The organism is Geodermatophilus sp. SMS 5-13, from assembly GCF_059428245.1.
This window is the reverse complement of record NZ_CP165729.1, coordinates 386,264-408,704: the sequence shown is the minus strand read 5'-3', so window position 1 is coordinate 408,704 and position 22,441 is coordinate 386,264. Positions and strand designations below refer to the sequence as shown.

24 protein-coding genes are annotated in these 22,441 nt (G+C 76.7%); 11 read left to right on the top strand and 13 right to left on the bottom strand.

The annotated features are described in order from the left end of the window. Nucleotides 1–208: 208 nt before the first annotated feature. Genes AB3388_RS02000 through AB3388_RS01990 form a run of 3 tightly spaced genes read right to left on the bottom strand, consistent with a single transcriptional unit; the run spans nucleotide 209 to nucleotide 1,806 of the window. A complete protein-coding gene (locus tag AB3388_RS02000) occupies nucleotides 209–766 on the bottom strand; it encodes an FKBP-type peptidyl-prolyl cis-trans isomerase (protein ID WP_495409079.1) in 558 nt (185 codons plus the stop codon). A 52-nt stretch (nucleotides 767–818) separates the two neighbouring features. Continuing rightward, complete coding sequence (locus AB3388_RS01995; protein ID WP_495409078.1) at nucleotides 819–1,172, bottom strand: hypothetical protein; 354 nt, start codon at nucleotides 1,170–1,172, stop codon at nucleotides 819–821. A gap of 4 nt (nucleotides 1,173–1,176) precedes the next feature. Beyond that, nucleotides 1,177–1,806: a TetR/AcrR family transcriptional regulator gene (locus AB3388_RS01990; protein WP_495409077.1), complete on the bottom strand. Its 630-nt coding sequence runs from the start codon at nucleotides 1,804–1,806 to the stop codon at nucleotides 1,177–1,179. 60 nt (nucleotides 1,807–1,866) lie between these two features. Here AB3388_RS01990 and AB3388_RS01985 point away from each other — a divergent pair, with 60 nt between their 5' ends. Genes AB3388_RS01985 through AB3388_RS01975 form a run of 3 tightly spaced genes read left to right on the top strand, consistent with a single transcriptional unit; the run spans nucleotide 1,867 to nucleotide 4,444 of the window. Then, nucleotides 1,867–2,574: a hemerythrin domain-containing protein gene (locus tag AB3388_RS01985; protein WP_495409076.1), complete on the top strand. Its 708-nt coding sequence runs from the start codon at nucleotides 1,867–1,869 to the stop codon at nucleotides 2,572–2,574. Next, entirely contained in the window at nucleotides 2,571–3,041 is a 471-nt protein-coding gene (locus AB3388_RS01980; RefSeq protein WP_495409075.1) for a nitroreductase family deazaflavin-dependent oxidoreductase, read from the top strand. Before AB3388_RS01985 ends, AB3388_RS01980 begins: the two co-directional genes overlap by 4 nt. 47 nt (nucleotides 3,042–3,088) lie before the next feature. Beyond that, nucleotides 3,089–4,444, top strand: a complete 1,356-nt coding sequence (locus AB3388_RS01975) for an MFS transporter (protein WP_495409074.1) — start codon at nucleotides 3,089–3,091, stop codon at nucleotides 4,442–4,444. Nucleotides 4,445–4,446: 2 nt separating this feature from the next. Here the strand turns inward: AB3388_RS01975 and AB3388_RS01970 are convergent, their stop codons facing one another. Continuing rightward, entirely contained in the window at nucleotides 4,447–4,776 is a 330-nt protein-coding gene (locus AB3388_RS01970) for a tetratricopeptide repeat protein (protein WP_495409073.1), read from the bottom strand. Nucleotides 4,777–4,860: 84 nt separating this feature from the next. On the opposite strand from AB3388_RS01970, the gene cobG reads away from it, so the two are divergent. Then, a complete protein-coding gene (gene cobG / locus AB3388_RS01965) occupies nucleotides 4,861–6,009 on the top strand; it encodes a precorrin-3B synthase (protein ID WP_495409072.1) in 1,149 nt (382 codons plus the stop codon). A gap of 13 nt (nucleotides 6,010–6,022) precedes the next feature. Here cobG and AB3388_RS01960 read toward each other — a convergent pair whose 3' ends face one another. Further along, nucleotides 6,023–7,207: a glucose-1-phosphate adenylyltransferase family protein gene (locus tag AB3388_RS01960; RefSeq protein ID WP_495409071.1), complete on the bottom strand. Its 1,185-nt coding sequence runs from the start codon at nucleotides 7,205–7,207 to the stop codon at nucleotides 6,023–6,025. 45 nt (nucleotides 7,208–7,252) lie between these two features. Here AB3388_RS01960 and AB3388_RS01955 point away from each other — a divergent pair, with 45 nt between their 5' ends. The 4 genes from AB3388_RS01955 to AB3388_RS01940 all read left to right on the top strand — a co-directional run bounded on the left by AB3388_RS01955 (nucleotide 7,253) and on the right by AB3388_RS01940 (nucleotide 11,494). Further along, nucleotides 7,253–7,873: a precorrin-8X methylmutase gene (locus AB3388_RS01955; RefSeq protein ID WP_495409070.1), complete on the top strand. Its 621-nt coding sequence runs from the start codon at nucleotides 7,253–7,255 to the stop codon at nucleotides 7,871–7,873. Beyond that, nucleotides 7,870–9,360 carry a precorrin-2 C(20)-methyltransferase gene (locus AB3388_RS01950; RefSeq protein WP_495409069.1) on the top strand — a complete coding sequence of 497 codons (1,491 nt, stop codon included), beginning with the start codon at nucleotides 7,870–7,872 and terminating at the stop codon, nucleotides 9,358–9,360. The genes AB3388_RS01955 and AB3388_RS01950 overlap by 4 nt, the downstream gene beginning before the upstream one ends. Before the next feature lie 69 nt (nucleotides 9,361–9,429). Further along, nucleotides 9,430–10,662, top strand: a complete 1,233-nt coding sequence (locus tag AB3388_RS01945; RefSeq protein WP_495409068.1) for an MFS transporter — start codon at nucleotides 9,430–9,432, stop codon at nucleotides 10,660–10,662. Between the two features lie 133 nt (nucleotides 10,663–10,795). Further along, the gene (locus tag AB3388_RS01940) at nucleotides 10,796–11,494 is read left to right on the top strand and encodes a response regulator (protein ID WP_495409067.1); all 699 of its coding nucleotides are present in this window, start codon (nucleotides 10,796–10,798) and stop codon (nucleotides 11,492–11,494) included. A gap of 15 nt (nucleotides 11,495–11,509) precedes the next feature. Here the strand turns inward: AB3388_RS01940 and AB3388_RS01935 are convergent, their stop codons facing one another. After that, nucleotides 11,510–12,121, bottom strand: coding sequence for a flavodoxin family protein (locus tag AB3388_RS01935; protein ID WP_495409066.1), 612 nt, complete (start codon nucleotides 12,119–12,121; stop codon nucleotides 11,510–11,512). A gap of 109 nt (nucleotides 12,122–12,230) precedes the next feature. On the opposite strand from AB3388_RS01935, the gene AB3388_RS01930 reads away from it, so the two are divergent. Beyond that, nucleotides 12,231–13,511, top strand: a complete 1,281-nt coding sequence (locus AB3388_RS01930; protein WP_495409065.1) for a nucleotide disphospho-sugar-binding domain-containing protein — start codon at nucleotides 12,231–12,233, stop codon at nucleotides 13,509–13,511. Nucleotides 13,512–13,514: 3 nt separating this feature from the next. Here AB3388_RS01930 and AB3388_RS01925 read toward each other — a convergent pair whose 3' ends face one another. The 3 genes from AB3388_RS01925 to AB3388_RS01915 are packed head-to-tail and all read right to left on the bottom strand — an operon-like array spanning nucleotide 13,515 to nucleotide 17,533. Next, a complete protein-coding gene (locus AB3388_RS01925) occupies nucleotides 13,515–15,104 on the bottom strand; it encodes a GTPase (RefSeq protein ID WP_495409064.1) in 1,590 nt (529 codons plus the stop codon). After that, a complete protein-coding gene (locus tag AB3388_RS01920; RefSeq protein ID WP_495409063.1) occupies nucleotides 15,101–16,804 on the bottom strand; it encodes a GTPase family protein in 1,704 nt (567 codons plus the stop codon). Before AB3388_RS01920 ends, AB3388_RS01925 begins: the two co-directional genes overlap by 4 nt. A 30-nt stretch (nucleotides 16,805–16,834) precedes the next feature. Next, entirely contained in the window at nucleotides 16,835–17,533 is a 699-nt protein-coding gene (locus AB3388_RS01915; protein ID WP_495409062.1) for an HAD hydrolase-like protein, read from the bottom strand. A 27-nt stretch (nucleotides 17,534–17,560) separates the two neighbouring features. Here AB3388_RS01915 and AB3388_RS01910 point away from each other — a divergent pair, with 27 nt between their 5' ends. Continuing rightward, a complete protein-coding gene (locus AB3388_RS01910; protein ID WP_495409061.1) occupies nucleotides 17,561–17,956 on the top strand; it encodes a hypothetical protein in 396 nt (131 codons plus the stop codon). Here AB3388_RS01910 and AB3388_RS01905 read toward each other — a convergent pair. Next, entirely contained in the window at nucleotides 17,919–18,680 is a 762-nt protein-coding gene (locus AB3388_RS01905; protein ID WP_495409060.1) for a cobalt-precorrin-6A reductase, read from the bottom strand. The two genes, AB3388_RS01910 and AB3388_RS01905, sit on opposite strands and share 38 nt — an antisense overlap. Before the next feature lie 26 nt (nucleotides 18,681–18,706). Between AB3388_RS01905 and AB3388_RS01900 the strand changes: the two genes are divergently transcribed. After that, on the top strand, nucleotides 18,707–19,777 hold the full coding sequence (locus AB3388_RS01900) for a cobalt-precorrin-5B (C(1))-methyltransferase (protein WP_495409059.1): 1,071 nt from the start codon (nucleotides 18,707–18,709) through the stop codon (nucleotides 19,775–19,777). A gap of 42 nt (nucleotides 19,778–19,819) precedes the next feature. Here AB3388_RS01900 and cobM read toward each other — a convergent pair whose 3' ends face one another. The 3 genes from cobM to def all read right to left on the bottom strand — a co-directional run bounded on the left by cobM (nucleotide 19,820) and on the right by def (nucleotide 22,414). Then, a complete protein-coding gene (gene cobM, locus AB3388_RS01895; protein WP_495409058.1) occupies nucleotides 19,820–20,560 on the bottom strand; it encodes a precorrin-4 C(11)-methyltransferase in 741 nt (246 codons plus the stop codon). A gap of 67 nt (nucleotides 20,561–20,627) precedes the next feature. Next, a complete protein-coding gene (gene cbiE, locus AB3388_RS01890; RefSeq protein ID WP_495409057.1) occupies nucleotides 20,628–21,860 on the bottom strand; it encodes a precorrin-6y C5,15-methyltransferase (decarboxylating) subunit CbiE in 1,233 nt (410 codons plus the stop codon). Beyond that, a complete protein-coding gene (def, locus tag AB3388_RS01885) occupies nucleotides 21,857–22,414 on the bottom strand; it encodes a peptide deformylase (RefSeq protein ID WP_495409056.1) in 558 nt (185 codons plus the stop codon). Before def ends, cbiE begins: the two co-directional genes overlap by 4 nt. Nucleotides 22,415–22,441 lie beyond the last annotated feature (27 nt).

Here is a 22,441-nt window from a genome sequence, read left to right as displayed (position 1 = left end):
TGAGTGAGCGGGAGCAGCGCTTCGACCGGCTCTGGCGCGACCACGCCCGTCGTGGTGCGCTACGCCCGCCGGCACGTCCTGCCCGACGACGTCGAGGACGTCGTCGCCGAGACCGATCGAGCAGATGCTGACCTCGCTGCGGCAGGTGCCCCGCGACGACCCGCGTCTCGAGCGCTACGGCGAGAAGTGAGCGGCGCCCGCCGGGGCGTCAGGAGACCTGCACCAGGTCCAGCACGAAGACCAGCGTCGCCCCGCCGGGGATGGGGCCGGTCCCCTGGTCGCCGTAGCCGAGGTCGCTGGGGATGGTGACCATCCGGCGACCGCCGACGTGCATGCCCTCGAGGGCCTGCTCGAAGCCGGGGATGACCCGCCCGGCGCCGACGGGGACCGGCAACGTCTCGTCCGCGCCCCGGCTCCACGAGGAGTCGAACTCCTCGCCGGTCTCGTAGAAGGCCCCGACGTACTTCACCTCGGCCGTCGTCCCGTCGACGGCCTCCGCGCCGGTACCCACGACCACGTCGCTGATCACCAGGTCGCAGGGCGGCGGGGCGTCCGAGGCCGGCACGGTCGGGGCCACCGAGAGATCGTCGGACACCTCGGCCGGCGCCGGCTGCGTCGCCTCGCGGCTCTCGCACGCCTGCGCCGAGGCCGAGGAGGCCGCGCTCGATCCGGACTGCGCCGACCCGTCGTCCCCTCCGCCGCAGGCGGCCAGCGAGGCGGACAGGGCGAGGACGAGCAGCAGGCGCGGGGTGGTGCGGCGGTTCATGACAGGTCTCCTGTTCGACGTCCGCCCCAGCACAGCACAGCCCGCGTCGGCGTCAGGCACGGGTCGCGTCCAGCAGCTGCAGCAGCAGAAGGACCTCGTCCTCCCCACCCCTCGCAAGCTCGGGGCGGGTCCCGGGACGAGGCCGGGCGATGATGCCCATCCGGTGCACGCGGCGGAAGTCGCGGTAGACGAAGCCGTCGCGCGCCTTGGTGTCCTCGGTCACGCCCTCCGTGAGCGCGAGGTGCCAGGCGCCGTACTCGCCCCAGGAGTGGCTGGCCAGGTCGTCGTTCTCGTCCTCGGCGGTGGGCTGGACCCGGCCCCACTCGCTGCGCAGCACGTACCGCCGGGCCGCGATGAGCTCGCGCGCGTGCGCGACGCCGGCCTCGTTGACCAGGTACTTCGCCATGGGGTCAGTCCAGGAGCAACCGGTCCACCGCGTCGACCAGGAAGTCGACGTACTCGTCGAGCGACCAGCCGCGGACCCGCATCAGGTTGTCGGCCGGCACGTGGGAGAACAGCGCCCAGAAGATCTCGGTCGCCCGGTCGACGTCGAGGTCCGCGCGCAGCCACGGGGCGAAGGAGCCGATCAGCAGGCGGCCGTCCTGCAGCCGCCGTCGCTCGTACTCCGCCCAGGCCTCGGCGATCTCGGCGTCGCCGGCGGCCGCGTCGGCGAACACCCGGATCATCGGGATCGTCAGCGGCACGTAGGCCCGCGCCATCTCCCGCGCCGCGTCCAGCTTGGCCGCGCGGTCCGGCGCCTCGACCAGGCGGGTGAACCGGTCGCGCTGCCGGAGCGGGACCTCCTCGTCGTCGCCCACCACGGCCCGGTCGACGCAGGCGAGCAGCAGCGACGCCTTGCTGCCCTGCCCGAAGACGGTCTGCGCCGAGACCCCGGCCTCCGCGGCGACGTCCTTCATCGTCGTCGCCGCGTAGCCCTTGCCGAGGAAGCAGCGCCCCGCCGCGTCGAGCACGGCGGCCCGCGTCCGCTGCGCCTGCTCGGCCCGCAGCGGCGAGTTGTAGACCCTCTTGCCCGCCGTCACGGTTTCACTCTAGCATCGCGCTATTCGTTAGAGTGCTGATCTACTCAAAGGAGAGCAGTCGTGACCGCCGCCACCGCCCACCCGACCCAGCTGATGCTCGAGGGTCAGTACGCCGCACCGGAGGGCCCGGTCGACCTGGCCGGCATGTACCTGATGCACCGCGCCTTCCGGCGGGACCTGAACCTCTTCGCCGAGGTCGCCCCGGTCGTGCCGGCGTCCGACCGCGACCGGTGGCGGCGGATCGAGCGCCGCTTCGGCCTGTTCGCCTCCGTGCTGCACAAGCACCACCACGGTGAGGACGTCGGCCTGTGGCCGCTGCTGGCCGAGCGGGGCGCCGACGCCACCGTGCTCGACGCGCTGGAGGCGGAGCACAGCGTCATCGACCCGCTGCTGGCGTCGGTCACCGCGGACCTGCGCGCGCTGGCCGACGGCGCCGGCGACGAGTCCACTCGCGACCGCCTGGCGCGCACCGCCGCCGAGCTGCGCGACGCGCTGCTGGCGCACCTGGCGCACGAGGAGAGCGACGGGATGACGCTGGTGCAGCAGCACCTCACGCCGGAGGACTGGACGCGGCTCGACGAGGAGGTCTTCGCCAAGGACTACACCGCGCGCGAGATCCCGGCGGTGATCGGCTGGATCGCGTCGGGCTGCCCGACCGAGGCGCTGGGCCGCATGCCCGGCGCGAACCCGGCCCTGGTGCTGCTGGCCCGGGTCATGGCCCGCCGGTTCGACCGCCGCGAGGCCCGCATCTTCGGCGGTGTGCGGTGAGGACGACGCGCATCCTCACCGCCATCAACAAGGTCGGGGTCTTGGCCAAGTACGGCCCACAACTCCACGTCGCGATGCACCGGCGCTCCGGCGGCCGGCTGGTCCGGACCTTCCGCGGCGGCGACGTCGTCCTGCTGACCCACACCGGGCGCAGCTCGGGCCGGACCTTCACCACCCCGCTGCTCTACGTCCGGGACGGCGACGACCTCGTCGTGGCCGCCTCCAACGGCGGGCTCGACCGCGAGCCGCAGTGGTGGCTGAACCTGCAGGCCGATCCGCGCGGCGCCACGGAGATCGGCGGCCGGCGCACGGAGGTGGTCGCGGCCCAGGTGCCGGAGGCCGACCGGCAGCGGCTGTGGGATGCGCTCATGGCCAGGTGCCCGACCTACGACGACTACCAGGCCGTGGTGTCCCGGCGGATCTCGCTGGTCCGGCTCTCCCCGGTCGCGGCGGAACAGGCCGCCTAGCAGGACGCCTGCTTGCGCGTGACGGCGCCGTTCCGCAAGGTGGCGCCGTGCGCGAGCAGGGGACGACGTCGAGGACCAGCCTCCGCGCCGTCTTCGCCGGCCGCCGCGGCCGCCTGCTGGCCGCCCTCCTGCTGGCCGAGTTCGCCGCGGCCGTCCAGGGCATCGCGTACGCGACGGTGCTGCCGCTGGCGGCGCGCGAGCTCGACGGCGGGGCGCTCTACGGGGCGACCCTGTCCGCCGGCTTCCTGACCGGCATCGTCGTCCTGGCGGCCGGGCCCGGCGTGACGGCGCGGCTGCCCCCGCGGCAGAACCTCGCGCTCGCGACCGTGCTGTACGTCGCCGGCGTGGCCGTGTCCGCGACGGCGCCGGCGATGGGCTGGCTGCTCGCCGGCGGCGTCCTGCGGGGCGTCGCCGGAGGCCTGCTCGCCGCCTTCGGCCTGTCCGCGATCGGCGGGCTGTTCGAGGACGACGTCCGCCCGCGGGTGCTCTCCCTGTTCGCCCTGGTGTGGCTGCTGCCCTCGCTGGCCGGCCCGGCCGCGAACGCCGCGATCGCGGTGTGGGCCGGTTGGCGCTGGGCGATGGCCTGGCCGGTCGTCGTGGTCGTGGTGGCCCGGGTGCTCATCGGCCGCGACGCCGGATTGATCCCCGCGCCGTCCGGCCGCCGGGAGACCTCGCTCGGTCCGGGCCTGCTGGTCGCGGCCGGCCTGGCGGTGGCCTCGGCGGCGACCACCCGCGGCGCCTGGGGCGTGCCGCTGCTGGCCGCGGGCCTGCTCGTGGCCTGCGGCGCCGGGGTGCGGGTCCTGGCCCGGGCCACCGCCGACAGCCGGCGACGGACAGCCGTCGTCCTCTCCTTCGGCGGGCTGATCACGGCGTTCTTCGGCGGCGACGGGCTGATCCCGGTCGCCGTCGTCGAGGGGCTCGGGCGCGGTGTGGTCGCCGGGGCCGTGGCGCTCGGCGCGGGGTTGGTGGCGTGGTCGGTCACCGGGCTGCTGCCACCGGCGCCGGCCGGCCGCCGGCCCGACCGGAGCACCGTCGGCACGGTCCTGGTCGTCCTGGGCCTGCTCGCCGAGGCGCTGGCGCAGACCGGGCTCCTCGGGCCGACGGCGGCGCTGGTCCTCGCCGTGGTGGCCTGGGGCGTCGCCGGCTTCGGCATCGGCCTGGCCTATGCGCGGATGTCGGCGCAGGCGTTCGACGACCTCGACCCCGAGCGGGTCGCGGCGGTCGCCGGCGCCGTGGCGTTCGCCGAGACCGCGGCAGTGGTCGTGGGCTCGCTGCTCGGCGCGGGCAGCTACTCGCTGGCAACCGGCCTGGACGCCGATCCCGGGACCGGCATCACGGTCGGCTTCCTGCTGGTCGCCGCGGTCGGTGCGGCCGCCACGGCCCTGGCGGCCCGCAGGGGCTGACCTCAGGCGGCGCCGAGGGCGTCGGCCATCCGGTGGTGGACGGCGGCCTCGGCGGCGCGGCTCTGCCGCTCCAGGGTGCGGGCCAGCGCGCGGCGGGCCCAGCCGTTGGCCGGGGCCAGCTCCACCAGCCGCGTGAGGGTCTCCTCCGCGCGCCCCAGCTGGGCGGATCCGAAGTAGGCCCGCGCCAGCAGCTCGAGGGCGGCCTGGTTGGCCGGCTCGGCCTCGACCACCGCGGTCAGGATGCGGGCGGCCTCGGTCGGCTGCCCCATCGCCAGGAACAGGTCGGCGCGCAGGTACTCGGAGTGCAGGTCCAGCTCGAAGCTCGTGCTCACGCGGGGTGCAACGGCAGCGAGCGCCTCCGGCTTCCCGCCGGCGTCGGCCCGTGCCCTCCCCGACCGACGTAGCCTCGTCCCGCCATGACCGCTCCGCGCCTGCGCGCCGACGCCTGCCCCGGCGCGCTGCAGACCCACGCCGCCGCCGACGGCGCGCTCGCCCGCGTCCGCGTGCCCGGGGGCCGGCTCACCGCCGGGCAGCTTCGCGTGCTCGCGGCTGCGGCGCGCGAGCTGGGCGACGGGGCCCTGGAGATGACCAGCCGCGGCAACCTGCAGCTGCGCGGGCTGGCGGCCGGCGCCGAGCCCGAGCTGGGCGACCGGCTGGCCGCGGCGGGACTGCTGCCCAGCGCGACGCACGAGCGGGTCCGCAACGTGCTGGCCAGCACGCTGTCCGGCCGCGCCGGCGGGCTGGTCGACGTCCGGCCGTGGGTGGTCGCGTTCGACGAGGGGCTGCGGGCCGACCCGGCGCTGGCCGACCTGCCCGGCCGGTTCCTCGCCACCCTCGACGACGGCCGCGGCGACGTCTCCGGCCTCGGTGGGGACGTCGGCCTGCTCGCGCTGGCCGGCGGCTCGGTCGCGCTGCTGCTCGGCGGCGCCGACAGCGGCCTGCGCGCGGTCCCCGAGGACGCCGTCGACCTGCTGCTCGCCGCCACCCGGGCCTTCGCCGACGAGCGGGCCGCCCAGGGGGGCACCGCCTGGCGGCTGACCGAGCTGGACGACGGCCGAACCCGGGTGGCCGCCCGGCTCCACGGGCCCGTCGGCGAGAGGGTCGAGGTGCCGGCCGCCCCGGTGGTCGGACCGGTCGGGGCGGAGACACAGGGGGACGGGCGGATCGCGCTGATCGGCGTCGTCCCGCTCGGCCGGTTGAGCGCAGCACAGGCCGTCCTCCTCGCCCGGCTCGCCGACGAGGTGCAGGTGACCCCGTGGCGCAGCGTCGTCGTGCCCGACCTCGCCGAGGACGCCGTCGACGACGCCGCGGTCGACCTGCACCGCACCGGCATCGTCTTCGACGCCGGGAGCGCGTGGCTGCGGGTGAGCGCCTGCGCCGGCCGGCCCGGCTGCGCGAGGTCGCTCGCCGACGTCCGGGCCGACGCGGCCGCCGCCGTGGCCACCGGCACCCTCCCGGCCGGCGGCGCGCGGCAGCACTGGGCCGGGTGCGAGCGCCGCTGCGGCCGCCCCCGCGGGGACGTCGTCGACGTGGTCGCGACCGGCACCGGCTACCGCGTGGACTGAGCCACCGCCCGGCTCAACCCGCGTCGTCGTCGGGGTCGGGGAAGCGGGCGCCGGCCTCGATCGCCGTCCCCGGGTCCAGCCGGGCCGCGCGGCCGACCAGCGTGATGTCGCCGTCCCCGCCGACGGAGCAGCCCTTCCCCACGTCGACGCCGTCGTCCAGCACCGCCCGGGTGACCGTCGCGCCCGACCGCACCCGGACCCCGGGCAGCAGCACCGAGTCGACGACGGTGGCACCGGGCTCCACGACGACGCCCGGCGAGAGCACCGAGCCCCGCACCGCGCCGGCCACCCGGGTGCCGCCGGAGAGCAGGCTGTGCTCGACCTGCGCCCCGCGCAGGACCCGCCCCGCGCTGTGCCGGCCGCCGCGGGTGTGCACCGGCCAGCCGGGGTCGTCGAGGTCGAGCGGCGGCTCCTCGGCCAGGAAGTCCTGGTGCGCCGCCCAGTACGCCGGCACCGTGCCGACGTCGCGCCAGTACCCGTCGAGCGGGTACGCGCGCGCGGCGCCGTCCTCGGTCTGCGCCGGCAGCAGGTGGCTGCCGAGGTCCTCGAGGCCCTCCTCGCCGACGTCGGCGGCGAGCGCCTCCAGCCGGTCGAGCGTCGCCTCCGGCGAGAACACGAAGACCTCGTTGGTGGCGGTGGTCGTCGCCGGCTCGTCGGGCTTGTAGGCGTAGTCGACCACCCGGTCGCCCTCGACCCGCACGATGCCGTAGCGCGACGCGTCGTCGGCCGCGACCTCCGTGGTCACCATCGTGACCTCGCCGCCGGAACCCAGGTGCGCCTCGGCGACCTCGCGGTAGTCGAGCTTGTAGACGGCGTCGGCGCTGACCACCACCAGCGCGTCGGCACCGAACCCGCGGATCAGCTCGGCCTGCCGCCACAGCGAGTCCGCCGTCCCCTCGTTCCAGCCGCCGCGCTCGGTGCCCTGGTACGGCGGCAGCGTCATCAGCCCGCCGTAGGTGCGGTCGAGGTCCCACGGCCGGCCGTTGGCCAGGTGGTCCGACAGCGACGCCGGGTGGAACTGCACCGACACCCACGCGTCGGCGATCCGCGCGTGCTGGCAGTTGCTCATCGGGAAGTCGATCAGCCGGTAGACCCCGGCGAAGGGGACGGCGGGCTTGGCCCGGTGCTCGGTGAGCAGCTCGAGCCGGCCGCCTGCTCCGCCGGCGAGGACGAGGACGAGGATCCGGGGCAGCGCCATGCACCGCCGCTACCCGCGCCCCGCGCCACGTAGCCTCCCGTACCGATGTACGACTACGAGAAGGACGGCGCCGCGATCTACCGGCGCTCGTTCGCGACGATCCGCGCCGAGGCGGACCTCGCGGGCCTGCCCGAGGACGTCGCGCGCGTGGCGGTCCGCATGATCCACGCCTGCGGGCAGGTCGACCTCGTCGCCGACCTCGCCTTCTCCCCCGACGTCGTCCGCCGGGCACGCGAGGCCCTGGACGCCGGCGCGCCGGTGCTGTGCGACGCGGAGATGGTCGCCTCCGGCATCACCCGCCGCCGGCTGCCCAAGGACAACGACGTCGTCTGCACGCTGCACGACGAGCGGACCCCCGGGCTGGCCGCCTCGCTGGGCACCACCCGGACGGCGGCGGCGCTGGAGCTGTGGCGCGACCGGCTCGGCGGCGCCGTCGTCGCGATCGGCAACGCCCCCACCGCGCTGTTCCACCTGCTGGAGATGGTCGCGGCCGGCGCCCCGCGGCCGGCCGCCGTCCTCGGCATCCCGGTGGGGTTCGTCGGCGCCGTGGAGTCGAAGGAGGCGCTGGCCGCCTCCGACCTGCCGTTCCTCGTCGTGCGCGGGCGGCGCGGCGGTTCGGCCATGACCGCCGCGGCCGTGAACGCGATCGCGAGCGACGTCGAATGAGCGGCCGCCTCTACGGGGTGGGGCTGGGGCCCGGCGACCCCGAGCTGGTCACGGTCAAGGCCGCCCGGCTGATCGGCGCCGCCGACGTCGTCGCCTTCCACGCCGCGCGGCACGGCCGGTCGGTGGCACGGGCGCTGGCCTCGCCCTACCTGCGCGAGGGACAGATCGAGGAGCTGCTGGTCTACCCGGTCACCACCGAGACCACCGACCACCCCGGCGGCTACCAGGGCGCGATCGAGGAGTTCTACGCCGACGCCGCGGCCCGGCTGGCCGCGCACCTCGACGCCGGCCGCGACGTCGTCGTCCTGGCCGAGGGCGACCCGTTCTTCTACGGCTCCTACATGCACATGCACAAGCGGCTGGCGCACCGGTACCCGACCGAGGTCGTGCCCGGGGTGACCAGCGTCAGCGGGGCCGCGGCGGTGCTCGGCCGGCCCCTGGTCGAGCGCGACGAGGTGCTCACCGTGCTGCCCGGCACGCTCTCGTCCGAGGAGCTGGCGGAGTGGCTGGCGACGACGGATGCGGCCGCGGTGATGAAGCTCGGCCGCACGTTCCCCGCCGTGCGCGAGGCGTTCGAGGCCGCCGGCGTGCTGGACCGCGCCTTCTACGTCGAGCGCGCGACGACGGAGCAGCAGCGCGTGCTCCCCCTGGCCGACGTCGACCCCGCGACCGTGCCCTACTTCTCCCTCGCCCTGCTGCCCAGCCCGCTGACCGGGCCGCAGCCGCAGGCCGAGGAGCACGCTCCCGAGCCGCACGCCGGAGAGGTGGTCGTCGTCGGGCTGGGCCCGGGCCAGCGCTCGTGGACGACGCCGGAGGCCGCCGACGCGCTCGCGGCCGCCGACGACCTGGTCGGCTACGGCCCGTACCTGGACCGGGTGCCGGCCAATCCGCGGCAGACCCGCCACCCCAGCGACAACCGGGTGGAGGCCGAGCGGGCGGCGCACGCGCTGACCCTCGCGCAGGCCGGACGCCGGGTCGCCGTCGTCTCCAGCGGCGACCCGGGCGTCTTCGCGATGGCCGCGGCGGTGCTGGAGGTCGCCGAGCGGCCGGAGTTCGCCGGCGTCCGGGTGCGGGTGCTGCCCGGGCTGACCGCGGCCCAGGCGGTGGCCTCCCGGGTGGGCGCGCCGCTCGGCCACGACTTCGCCGTCCTGTCGCTGTCCGACGTCCGCAAGCCGTGGGAGGTCGTCGTCGAGCGGCTGCGCGCCGCGGCGTCGGCCGACCTGGTGCTCGCGCTGTACAACCCGCGGTCGAGGGCCCGCCCGCACCAGCTCGGCGAGGCGCAGAAGGTGCTGCTGGAGAACCGGTCGCCGGACACCGTGGTCGTCGTCGGCCGGGACGTCGGCGGGCCGGAGGAGGAGGTCGTGGTGACCACCCTCGGCGACCTCGACCCGGAGACCGTCGACATGCGCTGCCTGGTGCTCGTCGGCTCCTCGCGCACCCGCGTCGGCCCGTCCGGCGCCGTCTGGACCCCCCGCACCCACGAGTAGGAGGAGGGCCGCGGGGAAGGCACGCCGGGCGGCGGGAATGCGGGCGCCGTCGAGGGCCTTGGCGATGTCGTGCCGAGCCGCCGACTGTCCCGACCGGCCGCGTTCTGGTCGGTCGCCGTCCTGCTGGTGCTCATGCTCGCGGCGTCGGGTGTCCCGTCTCCGCTCTACCGCGTCTACCAGCAGGAGTTCGGCTTCAGCTCCGGCGTCCTGACGACGATCTTCGCGATCTACGCGTTCGCGCTGCTGGGCTCCCTGCTCGTCGTCGGCGGGCTGTCCGACCACGTGGGACGCCGCCCCGTCATCGCCGCCGCCTTCGCCCTCGAGGCGGTCGCGATGGCGCTGTTCCTCGCCGCGGACGGCGTCGGCTGGCTGCTCGCGGCCCGGGTCGTGCAGGGCCTGGCCACCGGAGCGCTGACCAGCGCCCTCGGCGCGTGGCTGCTCGACCTGCAGCGCGCCGAGCGGCCGCTCGCCCCCTTCATCAACGCCGCCTCCCCCGGCATCGGGCTGTCCCTCGGGGCGGTCGGTGCCGGGCTGCTCGTGCAGCTGGTCCCCTCCCCGACCGAGTGGGTGTTCGGGGCGCTGACCGCCGTCTTCGTCCTGGCCGTGCCCGGGGTCCTGCTCCTGCCGGAGTCCTCGCCGCGGGTGCCGGGCGCGCTCCGCTCGCTGCGGCCGCGGGTGGAGATCCCGCCGCGCAACCGGGCCCCCTTCCTGGTCGCGCTGCCGGTGGTGGTCGCCGCGTGGGCGCTCGGCGGGCTCTACGCCTCGCTCGGCCCGTCGCTGGTGGCCGAGGTCTTCGGCGTGGACAACCACGTCGTCGGCAGCCTGCTCATCCTGGCGCTCAACGGCACCGGCGTCTTCGGGTCGCTGGCCATGCGGTCGGTCGCGCCGGAGAAGGCGCTGGTCGCGGGCTCGCTGACCTTCGCCGTGGGCGTGGCCGGCACGGTCACCGCCGTCCTGGTGGGCTCGCTGGCGCTGCTGTTCGTGGCCGCCGTCGTCACCGGGTTCGGCTTCGGCGCCTCGTTCCTGGGCGCGATCGCGATGATCACGCACGGCGTGGAGCCCGGGCACCGGGCCGGCCTGCTGGCCGCCACGTTCGTCGTCGGCTATCTGGCGTTCAGCCTGCCGGCGATCGCCGCGGGCCTCGCGGTCAGCGGCATCGGGCTCGGGCGGACGACGGAGATCTACGGCGGCGTCGTCATCGTCCTGGCCCTGGTCGCCGCGGCCAGCGTCACCGTGCGCCTGCGCCGGGCCGGGACGTCCGCCGAGGAGTCCACCCCGGAGACCGAGCCGCTCGCCGCCTGAGCGGCTCCCGGGAGGCGGCCGCCGGATCTTGCGCGTTCCTTGCGGATCCGTCGTGGTGGCCCTGCGGTCGGGCGGTCATGGTCGGTGCTGTCGGCGGGAGACCCCGCCCGCACGGCCTGATCTGGAGACGATCGTGACCCTCGCCCTCGACCGGCCCGACCAGCTCGATCACCCGACCGCCCCCGCCGCGCCGCGGGTGCTGGTCGTCGACGACCACCGGACCTTCGCCGAACTGCTCTCCGGCGCCCTGGCGGCCGCGGGGATGGACGTGGTGGGGACGGCGCACTCCGCCGCTGAGGCCGTCACGACGGCCGAGGACCTCCAGCCGGACGTCGTGGTCATGGACATCCAGATGCCGCGGGAGGACGGGTTGTCCGCCACCCGCCGGCTGCGTCAGGTCGCGCCGGCCACCGTCGTCGCCGTGGTATCCGCGCACCGGGATCCGGAGTGGGTGGTCCGCGCGACGCAGGCGGGCGCGTCGGCCTTCATCCCGAAGGACGGCTCGCTGGCCGAGATGCTCGACATCATCTCCCGGGTGCGGGCCGGCCAGATGCTGGTCGCGCCGTCCACGTTCTCCGCCGCGCCGACCGCCGGTGCCCCCGTCGCGCCGGTCGACGAGATCCGGCCGCAGCTGACCCGCCGGGAGCAGGAGGTGCTCGACTGCCTGGGCCGCGGCATGCAGGTCAAGGGCATCGCCCGGATCCTCGGGATCACGCAGGAGACCTGCCGCGGCTACGTGAAGGGGCTGCACGCCAAGCTCGGCGCCCGCTCCCAGCTGGAGGCGGTGGTCAAGGCCCAGCAGCTCGGACTGCTGGGCACCGCCGCGGCCTGAGCGGGGCGACGGCCGTCAGCTGTAGGGGTTGGCCTTGAGCAGCCGGGCCAGGTGCGCGGCGTTCTCGGCCAGGGTCTGCGTGGCCTGGGCGACCGGCTCCGGCGTCTGCTCCACGTCGAGGTAGTCGACGCCCTGCATGGCCTCGCCGTTCCAGTACGTGACGCCCTGCGCCGGGATGGTGAAGCCGACGTCGGCGAGCGCCTGGAAGGCGTCGGCGCTGATGTGGTGCGCGCCGTCCTCGTTGCCGACGACGGCCACCACGGCGACCTTGCCGGCGATCAGCGGCCGGCCGGAGTCGTCGGTCTCCGACAGCTCGGCGTCCAGCCGCTCCAGCACGCCCTGGGCGATGCTGGTCATGTGGCCGACCCAGGTCGGCGTGGCGAGGACGAGGATGTCGGCGGCGAGCAGCTTCTCGCGGATCGCCGGCCACTCGTCGCCGTCCCCCATGTCGACCTCGACACCGGGCTTCACATCGTGGTCCACCACCCGGACCACCTCGTGCGACACCCCGAGCTCCCCGAGCGCGTCGAGCACCTCGCGCGCGAGCTTCTCGCTGCTGGACGGCGCCGGCGACGGCTTCAGGCTGCAGACGAGGGCGAGCGCGTGGAGGCTCGGGTTGTCTCTCATGCCGGGCGCTTGCCCATCCGGCCTCGGGTTCCACACATGGGGCCCGGCGACCCTTCCGCGGGCGCGCCCGGACGGTGACCATGGCCGCGACTCCCCCGGGGGGTGCGAGATGGCCGAGTTCCCTGACCGGCCGCGGGGACGGTTCCTCCTCGCGGTGATCGACGCCGGTGGCACCCTTCCGCCCGCCATGGGCCTGGCCGCGGAACTCGTCCGCCGGGGTCATTCGGTCCTGGTGCTCGGCGACCCGACCGCGGAGGCGTCGGCCCGGGCCGCCGGCTGCGGCTTCCGCTCGTGGCGGACGGCGCCACACCTCGACTCGATCGCCGAGCAGACCGCGCTGATCGCCGAGCTGGAGAGCGGCAACGGCCTGGCTCAGCTCCGCGCCGCCCGGGACCACTTCATCGTCGGCCCGGCCGCGGGCTTCGCGGCCGACGTGGTGGCCGCCGTGCGGGAACACCCGGTGGACGTGATCGTCTCCGACTCCCTGCCCGGGATGCTGATCGGCGCCCAGGCGACCGGCCGGCCCACGGCCGCGCTGATGGCCAACATCTACCTGCGCCCGACCCCGGGGCTGCCGGTGATGGCCTCGGGCTGGCTGCCGCCCCGCGGACCCCTCGGGCGGGCCCGGGACGCGGTCATCCGGGCCGCGATGCGGCGGCTGCTCCACCGGTTCCTGCGGGGCCTGAACCCGGTGCTCGCGGCCAACGGCCGACCGCCGGTCCGCGACATGTTCGAGCTGTTCGACCGCTGCGCCGAGGTGCTCGTCCTGACCAGCCCGTCGTTCGACTTCTCGTCGCCGCACATCCCGGCGAACGTGCACTTCGTCGGCCCGCAGCTCGACGACCCCGACTGGGCCGCCGGCGGCGACTGGCGCCCCGAGGGTGAGCTGCCGCTGGTCCTGGTGGCGACCAGCTCGGTGTTCCAGGACCAGGTCGACCTGCTCCGCCGCGTGGCCACGGCGCTCGGCGGGCTGCCGGTGCGGGCGGTGCTCACCACCGGCCGCGCGGTCGACCCGGCGGACGTCCCGGCTGCGGCCGACGTGCGGGTGGTCCGGGCCGCGCCGCACCGCGCGGTCCTCGCCGAGGCCGCCGCCGTCGTCACGCACGCCGGCCACGGCAGCGTGCTCAAGTCGCTGGCCGCCGGTGTGCCGCTGGTCTGCATCCCGATGGGCCGCGACCAGCGGGACAACACCGTCCGCGTGCTGCGCCTCGGCGCCGGCGTCCGGGTGGACAGGACGGCGCCGCCCGAGCGGATCGCCGCGGCCGTGCGCCGGGTGCTCGACGACCCGGCCTACGCCGAGGCGGCCCGGCGGTTCGCCGACGTCCTCGCGGTCGAGGCCAAGACCCGGCCGAGCGCCGCCGACCGCGTCGAGGCGCTGCTGCCCGGCTGACGGTCAGGACGCCGCCCGGCTCACCGCCGCGCAGAAACGGCGGTGGGCCTCGCCGGTCTGCGCCAGCGGCTCGAGCACCTCCTCGCGCGCCACCTCGGCGATCCGGTCGGTCAGCCGGCGCCGCGCCTGCCGGGCGCGCCGCCGGGCGCGGAGCAGCACGAACGGCCGCGCCACGAGCGCCACGAGCGCGCCGGCCAGGAGCCCGGCGCCGAGCAGCAGCGTCGGCACGGGCAGGCCCTGCACCCGGGGCAGCGGGACGACGTCGTCGAGCTGCAGCCAGCCGAGGACGACGAGCACGAGCAGCCACAGCGCCCCGGCCAGCGCGGCCAGGGCCAGCAGCCACTGCAGCCCGCCGACCGCGCGCTGCCAGAGCGGCACCCGGTCGGGCCCGAGGTCGGTGCCGGCCACCGCGCGGTCGAGCCGGTCGGCCAGCCGGCCCTCGCTGACCTCGAGGGTGCGCCGCAGGTCGTCGCGCCAGGCCTGCGGCAGGCCGTCGCCGGCCGCGGTCCGCTCCCGGCGAAGCGCCGCGGTCAGCGCCGCCTGCTGGACCGCGCCCGCCGGGGGCAGGGACGTCCGGGCGCGCTCGTCGCCCAGGTGCAGCCGCCGCAGCGGGTCGGGCCGCAGCCGGGCGGTCCAGCGCACCAGCGGCCAGCCGGTGCGCGCCGTCCCCTCGCGCCGCGCCGACCGCTCCACGGCGCCGACCACGGCGGGCACCCCGGCGGCGTCGGCGAGGGCGTCGGTCAGCCCGTCGCCGCCGTCCCGGCCGCCGCGGTCGGGGCTGTCGGGGTCGCAGTGCGCCGCCAACTCGGCGGCGACCCCGCGGACGTCGGCCGCCAGCCGGTCGGACGCGGCCCGGCGGGCCGCCACCCGGCGGGCGAGCTCGGCCCGCAGCTCCGCCAGCCCGCTGCCGGTCCGCGCCGAGGTGGGCTGCACCGGCGTCGCGGCGAGCCCCTCGGCGTCCAGCAGCCGGCGCAGGTCGGCGACGCACGCCTGCACGGCGGGCGGGTCGAGCCGGTCGGTCTGGTTGAGCACCACGAGCAGCACCCCGGCGTGCCCGGCGAGCGGGGCCAGGTAGCGCTCGTGGACGGCGGCGTCGGCGTACTTCTGCGGGTCGAGCACCCACACGAGGACGTCGACGAGCTCGACCAGCCGGTCGACCTCGAGGCGGTGCTCCAGCCGGACGCTGTCGTGGTCGGGGAGGTCCAGCAGCACCAGCCCGTCGAGCGCCGGATCGGGATCGGGGACCCGGTGCCGCCGCGGGACCTGCAGCCAGTCCAGCAGCCGGTCGCTGCCGTGCTCGCCCCACACCGAGGCGTGGGCCACCCCGGTGGTCGGCCGGCGCACCCCCGGGCTGCTCACCTCGGCCCCGGAGAGCTCGTTGAACAGCGTCGACTTGCCGCTGCCGGTCGCGCCGGCCAGCGCGACCACGGTGGCGTCGCCCAGCGCCTCGCGCGCCCCGGCCTTCGCCAGCAGCCGGCGGGCGGAGCCCAGCTCGGGCAGCTCCAGCCGGCCGTCGGCGACCTCGACCGCCTCCCGCAGGGCGGCCAGCCGGTCACCGAGCGACGGCTCCCGGCGGGCGAGCAGCCGGGTCACCGCTCCTCCCGCCGGGCGCCGGCAAGCGCGCGGGCCGCGGCGCGCAGCTCCCCCGCGCTGCCGGGTGGCGGGGCGGCGTCGTCCACCAGGACGTCGAACCGGTCCTGCTCGCCGCGCAGCAGCCGGTCGGTGCGGCCGTCGAGGTCCGAGCGGGCGCGCGCGGCCAGGCCGCGCACCGCCGCGTCGCCGAAGACGGCCTCCAGGACCCGCTGCCCGACCGCCGTCGTGCCGCCGGCGACGGCGACCTCCCCACCGGTCAGCCCGCCGGTCTGGGCGAAGATGCCGACCATCACGACCGCGCCGGCCCCGTTCACGCCCCACGACAGCGCGCGGGCCTTCGACCGCTTGCCGGCGCCCTCGGCCCGGACCAGCTCGAGCACGTGCCCCTGCCAGTCCCGGACCTCGTCGGCGGCCGCGTCGGCGAACTTCGGCGAGCAGCGGTCGAGCTCGCCCTCCCGGCCCGCGAGCAGGCCGGGCCCGCCGGGCAGCGTGCGCCAGCCGAGCACCGTGCGCTCGGCCGCCTCGTCGGCCTCGGCCCGCAGCAGCACCTCCACCCCCGACTCCAGCGCGTCCTGCAGCCCCGCCGCGGGCGTCGGCCGGCCGGTGAGCGCGGCCGTGGCCCGGTCCCGCAGCCGGCCCACCTGGCCCTGCAGGCTGCGCATCCACTCGCCGGTGCCCACGAACTCCTGCCAGCGGGCCAGCACCTCCCCGCGCAGCAGGCTGCCGTTGGCGACCCCCTCGGCCACCTCGGCCCGGGCCCGGTCGTAGGTGGTGGCGGCGGCGGCCCGCAGCGCGTCGGCGGCCGCGGCCTGCTCGTCCACGGCGGCGGCCACCCCGGCGACCCGCCCGTCCAGGCTCTCCAGCGCCCCGGCGAGGGTCTGGCGGACGACGGCGGCGCGCTGCTCCTGGTCGGCGGCCAGCCCGTGCAGCCAGGACCGGAGCGGGCCGAACTGTTCCTCGGGCAGCAGCCCGTCGACGAGCGGCCGTTCCTCGATCACGAACAGGGCCGCGGCCGCCAGGCCCGCGCGGCGCAGCATCCCCGCCAGGTCGTCGGCGACCTCGCGCACCGCCTCGGGCGGCACCCGGTCGAGCACGACGGCCAGCGCCGTCCCGCGTTCCTGGGCGGTCCGGAGCAGCTCCCACGGCACCGCGTCGGCGTACCGGGCGGCGGTGGTCACGAAGATCCACAGGTCGGCCGCGGCGAGCAACTGACCGGCGAGATCGCGGTTGGCCTCGACGACCGAGTCCACGTCGGGGGCGTCGACCAGCGCCAGGCCGGTCGGCAGCGCGTCACTCGTGACCAGGCGCAGGCCGCTGGTGCCGTCGCCGTCGGCACCGGTCGTGCGCGCCAGGTGGGGCAGCACGCGGTCGCCCGCGAAGGCGGCCCGGTCGGCCGGCGCGCACACCAGCACGGGTGCGCGGGTGGTGGGCCGCAGCACGCCGGCCGGGCTCACCGCCGTCCCCAGCAGGCTGTTGACCAGCGTCGACTTGCCCGCGCCGGTGGAGCCGCCGACGACGGTCAGCAGCGGCGCGTCCAGGTCGCGCAGCCGCGGCAGCAGGTAGTCGTCGATCTGGTCGACCACGGCACGGGCGGTCCGGAGCGCGGGATCCCGGCCGGCCGTGGCCAGCCGCAGGGGCGCCGCGGCGACGCGGTCCCGGAGGGCCTCGAGCGCATCGGGCAGGCGCGGGGCGGCGGACACGCCTGCCTTCCTGCCCCTCCGCGCCCCGGCTCACCCCTGGCGGACCTCCGCCAGCGCGGCGGGAACCTCCGCGGGGGTGGCGGCGACGAGCGCGCCGGCCTCCGCCAGCTCGCCCGGCGGGGCGGGGCCCCAGCCGGCGCCGATGCAGGGCAGCCCGTGCGCGGCGGCGCCCAGGACGTCGTGCGCCCGGTCGCCGACCAGCACCGGATCGCGCCCGCCGGGGTGCGCGGCCAGCGCGGCGCCGACCACCTGGTCCTTGTGCCGGACGGCGCCGTCCAGGGTCGCGCCGTGCACCGAGGCGAAGAACCGCAGCAGCCCGGTGTGCTCGAGCACGCGGACGGCGAAGGTCTCGGGCTTGCTGGTGGCGACGGCCAGCGTGGCGCTCGCGGCCAGCCGGCCCAGCAGCTCGGGGACGCCGTCGTACACGCGGACGTCGAGCAGCGCGCCGGCCGAGTAGTGCGCCCGGTAGGCGGCCACCGCCCGCGGGACGTCGGGCAGCGGCACGCCGAGGACCAGCGCGAACCCGTCCTGCAACGGCGGGCCGACCATCGCCGTGAGCTGCCGCTCGGTCGGGTCGGGCAGCCCGAGCCGCGCCGCCGCCACCCGCACCGACGCCCAGATGCCCGGCGTCGAGTCGACCAGCGTGCCGTCGAGGTCGAACAGGACCAGCCGATCCCCTTCCGCATCCGCCGGACAGCTGCTTGCATGAACTCTCAAGGACTCGGGCACGCCTGTTCCCTCTGGAGGACCGTCGAGATGACCCGCACCGCCGCCGCGCCCGCCGGCACGGCCACCAGCCAGCGCCCCCTGCAGGTCGCGGCGGCCCTGTCCCTGCTCGCGCTGCTCTGGCAGTTCGCCACGGCGGGGCAGCTGCTCGGCGGGTCCGACGTCCTCGGGGCGCACGGCGCCGGGGCGATCGCGCTGCACGTGACCACGGGCCTCCTGCTGGCCGCGACCGCGCTGCACTGGCGCCGCTCCCGGGGTCCGCTGTGGCCGGTCGCGCTGGCCGGGCTGGTGTTCGTCGCGACGTTCGTGCAGGCGGCGCTCGGCTCGGCCGCCGTCCTGGCGGCGCACGTGCCCGGGGCGATGCTGCTGACCGTCGGCACGGTGTGGCTCACGGTCTGGGCGTTCCGCGGGAGCCGCTCGGCCTGATCCCCAGCCACGCCAGCGCCTCGTCGACCGTCCCCACCACCGGCATCCCGGGCGGCAGCGGCGGCCGGCGCACCACGACCACCGGGATGCCCAGCTCGCGCGCGGCGGTCAGCTTCGCCTCGGTGAGGTGCCCGCCGGAGTCCTTGGTGACGACCACGTCCACGGCGTGCTCGCGCATCAGGGCGAGCTCCTCCTCCACCGTGAACGGCCCCCGCTCGAGGACGGCGGTGGTGCGCTCGGGCAGCGGCGGCTCCGGCGGGTCGACCGAGCGGACCAGCACCTCCTGGGTCAGCCCCGCGAAGGCGCCCAGGCCGGTGCGGCCGGTGGTGAGGAAGACGTGCGCGAAGCCGGCCACCGCCTCGGCGGCCGCCTCGAGCGAGTTCACCCACCGCCAGTCGTCCCCCGGCTGCGCGCGCCAGCCCGGCCGCTGCAGCCGGAGCACCGGCGTCCCGGTGGCCCTGCCCGCCTGCGCCGCGTGCGCGGTCATCGCGGCGGCGAACGGGTGCGTCGCGTCGACGACCGCCCGCACCGGGTCGGTCCGGAGCCAGTCGGCCAGCCCCTCCGCGCCGCCGAACCCGCCGATCCGCACCTCCCCCGGCGGCAGCACCGGGTGCGCCGTCCGGCCGGCCAGCGAGCTGAGGACGTCGACCCCCGCGGCGGTGAGCGCCTCGGCCAGCCGCCGGGCCTCCCCCGTGCCCCCCAGGAGCAGCACCTTCTCGGTCATGCCGGCCTCCCAGGCAGACTTCTCCCGTGACGGGCGGGCTGCGGTACGGGTGGACGACGGGCGCGTGCGCGACCGCCGCCGCCACCGCCGCGTACACCGCGCTGCTCACCGGCGAGTTCCCGGACCCGGTGCCGATCGACCTGCCGCGCGACAAGCACCCGTCGTTCGCGCTGGCCCGCGAGTTCCTGGGCGAGGGCACGGCCACCGCCGGCATCGTCAAGGACGCCGGCGACGACCCCGACGTCACCCACGGCGCGCTGGTGTCGGTGACCGTGACCCACGGCGCCCCGGGCAGCGGGGTGACGTTCCGCGCCGGGGAAGGCGTGGGCACGGTGACCAAGCCCGGGCTGCCGCTGGCCGTCGGGGAGCCGGCGATCAACCCGATGCCGCGGAGGTTCATCACCGAGCACGTGGCCGCGGTCGCCGCGCGGCACGGCGGCACGGGCGACGTCGTCGTCACCGTGTCGGTCGAGAACGGCGAGGAGCTCGCGCGCAAGACCTGGAACCCGCGGCTGGGCATCCTCGGCGGGCTGTCGATCCTCGGCACGACCGGCGTCGTCGTCCCCTACTCGTGCTCGTCGTGGATCGACTCGATCCGCCGCGGCATCGACGTCGCCCGCGCCGCCGGGCACACGCACGTCGCCGGGTGCACCGGGTCGACGTCGGAGCGCGTCGTCACCGAGCTGTACGGCCTGCCCGAGGACGCGCTGCTCGACATGGGCGACTTCGCCGGGGCGGTGCTGAAGTACCTGCGCCGGCATCCGGTGCCGCGGCTGACTGTCGCGGGCGGCATCGGCAAGCTGGCCAAGCTCGCCGACGGCCACCTCGACCTGCACTCCGGCCGCTCGCAGGTGTCCTTCGACTCGCTGGCGTCGCGGGTGCGCTCGGCCGGGGGCGCGGCCGAGCTGGTCGAGGGCGTGCGGACGGCGAACACCGCGCTCGACGCCCTGCAGCAGTGCACCGCGGCCGGCCTGCCCCTGGGCGACCTGGTGGCCACCGGCGCCCGCGAGACGGCGCTGGGCGTGCTGCGCGGCGCGCCGGTCGAGGTCGACGTCGTGGTCATCGACCGGGTGGGCGCCGTCGTCGGCCGCGCCTGAGTGGAGTCGCAGGAGCGCGGAAACCGTCATCGAGCCACTCCGCTACCGCGCGCGCGTGGTCGAGTAGAGGTGGCTGTCGGGGAACTGCGCGGCGGTCAGCACCGGGCCGACGATCACCACCGCTGTCCGCCGCACGCCGGCCTCCTGCACCTGTCCCGCGATGTCGGCGAGGGTGCCGCGCAGGACCAGCTCGTCGTCCCGGCTGGCCTTCGCCACCACCGCGACCGGGCAGTCGTCCCCGTAGTGGGCGGCCAGCTCCGGGGCCAGCTCGTCGAGCCGCTGCACCGCCAGGTGCAGCACCAGCGTCGCGCCGGTCGCGGCGTAGGCGGCCAGCGACTCCCCGGCCGGCATCGGCGTCGAGCGCGCCGACGTCCGGGTGAGGACGACGGTCTGCCCCACGCCGGGCACGGTCAGCTCGCGCTTGAGCGAGGCCGCCGCCGCCGCGAACGCGGGCACCCCCGGGACGACGTCGTAGGGCACGCCGGCGGCGTCCAGCCGGCGCATCTGCTCGGCCATCGCGCTGTAGACCGACGGATCCCCGGAGTGCAGCCGGGCGACGTCGAGGCCGGCCTCGTGCGCGGCGACCAGCTCGGCGGTGATCCGGTCGAGGTCCAGGTCGGCGGTGTCGACCAGGCGGGCGCCGGCCGGCGCGGTGTCGAGCAGCTCGCGGGGCACCAGCGCGCCGGCGTAGAGGCAGACCGGGGCGGCGGCGATGATCCGCGCCGCGCGGACCGTGATCAGGTCCGCCGCCCCCGGCCCCGCCCCGATGAAGTGGACGGTCACGGCGCCGCCACCCCCGTGCGCTTTCTCGCGATTAAGCACGCGCACTTGGGCGCGATGAAGTCCCCGCTCACCGGGTGACCGACCAGATGGTCACCGGCATCGCGGGCTTCCAGCCGGTGAAGCCGCCGATCGGCTCGGCGCGCTGCACCGCGACCCGCACCAGCTCGCCGCCGACGCGCGCGTGCCACGCGCCGAGCACCGCCTCGCTCTCCACGGTGACCGCGTTGGCGACCAGCCGGCCCCCCACCGGCAGCGCGTCCCAGCAGGCGTCCAGCAGCAGCGGCGTCGTCAGGCCGCCACCGACGAAGACGGCGTCGGGCGCCGGCAGCCGGGGCAGGACGTCGGGCGCGTGCCCGTGCACCACCCGCAGGTACGGCACGCCGAGCCGCGAGGCGTTGCGCACGATCCGCTCCGCCCGCTCCGCCGACGCCTCGACCGCGACGGCGCGGCAGGTCGGGTGCGCCCGCATCCACTCGATGCCGATCGAGCCCGCGCCCGCACCGACGTCCCACAGCAGCTGCCCCGGCACCGCCGCCAGCCGGGCGAGGGTGATCGCGCGGACCTCGGACTTGGTCAGCTGCCCGTCGGACTCGTAGGCGCCGTCCGGCAGCCCCGGCGTGGTCGGCAGCGGCATCGTGCCGCGCTCGGCGCGGCACTCGACCGCGGTCACCACCAGGGACGGCGCCGGCTGCGACCAGCCGGCCGCGGTGCCGGTCCGCACCTCCTCGTCCGGGCCGCCCAGCCCGCCGAGCACCGTGAGCACGCTCTGCCCGTAGCCGCGGGCGGCCAGCAGCGCGGCCACCTGGGCCGGGGTCCCGCCGTCCGAACCGAGGATCAGCAGCCGGCGGCCGGGCTGCACGTGCGGGTGCAGCAGCTCCAGCGGCCGGCCGACCAGGCTGACCACGTCCGTGTCCTCCACCGCCCAGCCGAGCCGGGCGCAGGCCAGCGACACCGACGACGGCGCCGGCAGCACCCGCACCCGCTCGTGCCCGAGCAGCCGGGTCAGCGTCGTGCCGATCCCGGAGAGCATCGGATCGCCGCTGGCCAGGACGACGACGGCGCGGTCGGCGTGGGCGTCGAACAGCCCGGGCAGCGCCTCGCTCATCGGCGAGGGCCACGGCACCCGCTCCGCGGACACCGACGGCGGGACCATGTCGAGCTGGCGGGTGCTGCCCATGAGCACCTCGGCCCGCTCCACCTCGGCGCGGGAGGCCGGCGACAGCCCGTCCCAGCCGTCGGCGCCGATGCCGACCACGACGACCGGCGTCCGGGAGACCGGGGTCTGCAGCAGCTCGCTCACGCCGGCAGCTCCCCCTCCGGCCCGGCCGCCTCGGCCAGCAGCTGCTCCCGCTGCGCCTCGGGCAGCCGGTCGACGTAGACGGTGCCCTCGAGGTGGTCCACCTCGTGCTGCAGGCAGCGCGCGGCCATCCCGGTGGCCTCGATGGTCACCGGCTGCCCCGACACGTCGACGCCGTCCACCCGGGCCCGGAAGGCGCGCGCCATCTCCGCGTACGGACCGGGCACCGACAGGCAACCCTCCTCGGTGACCTCCTCGGCGGGCTCGTCGCCGACCTGGCCCGGCAGGGTCAGCACGGGGTTGACGACGTAGCCGACGACGTCCTTGCCCTCGGCGTCCGGGCAGTCAATGACGAAGATCCGCGCGTCGACGCCGATCTGGTTGGCGGCCAGCCCCACCCCGTCGGCGGCGTGCATGCTCGCGAACATGTCCAGCACCAGCCGGCGCAGGTCGCGGTCGAAGTCGGTGACGGGCGCGCACGGCCGGTGCAGGACCGGATCGCTGCCGTAGGTCACGATCGGCCGGGCGGTGCCGTCGTAACGGCCGGGCAGGCGCATGTCCGCAGATCCTAGGGACGGCGCACC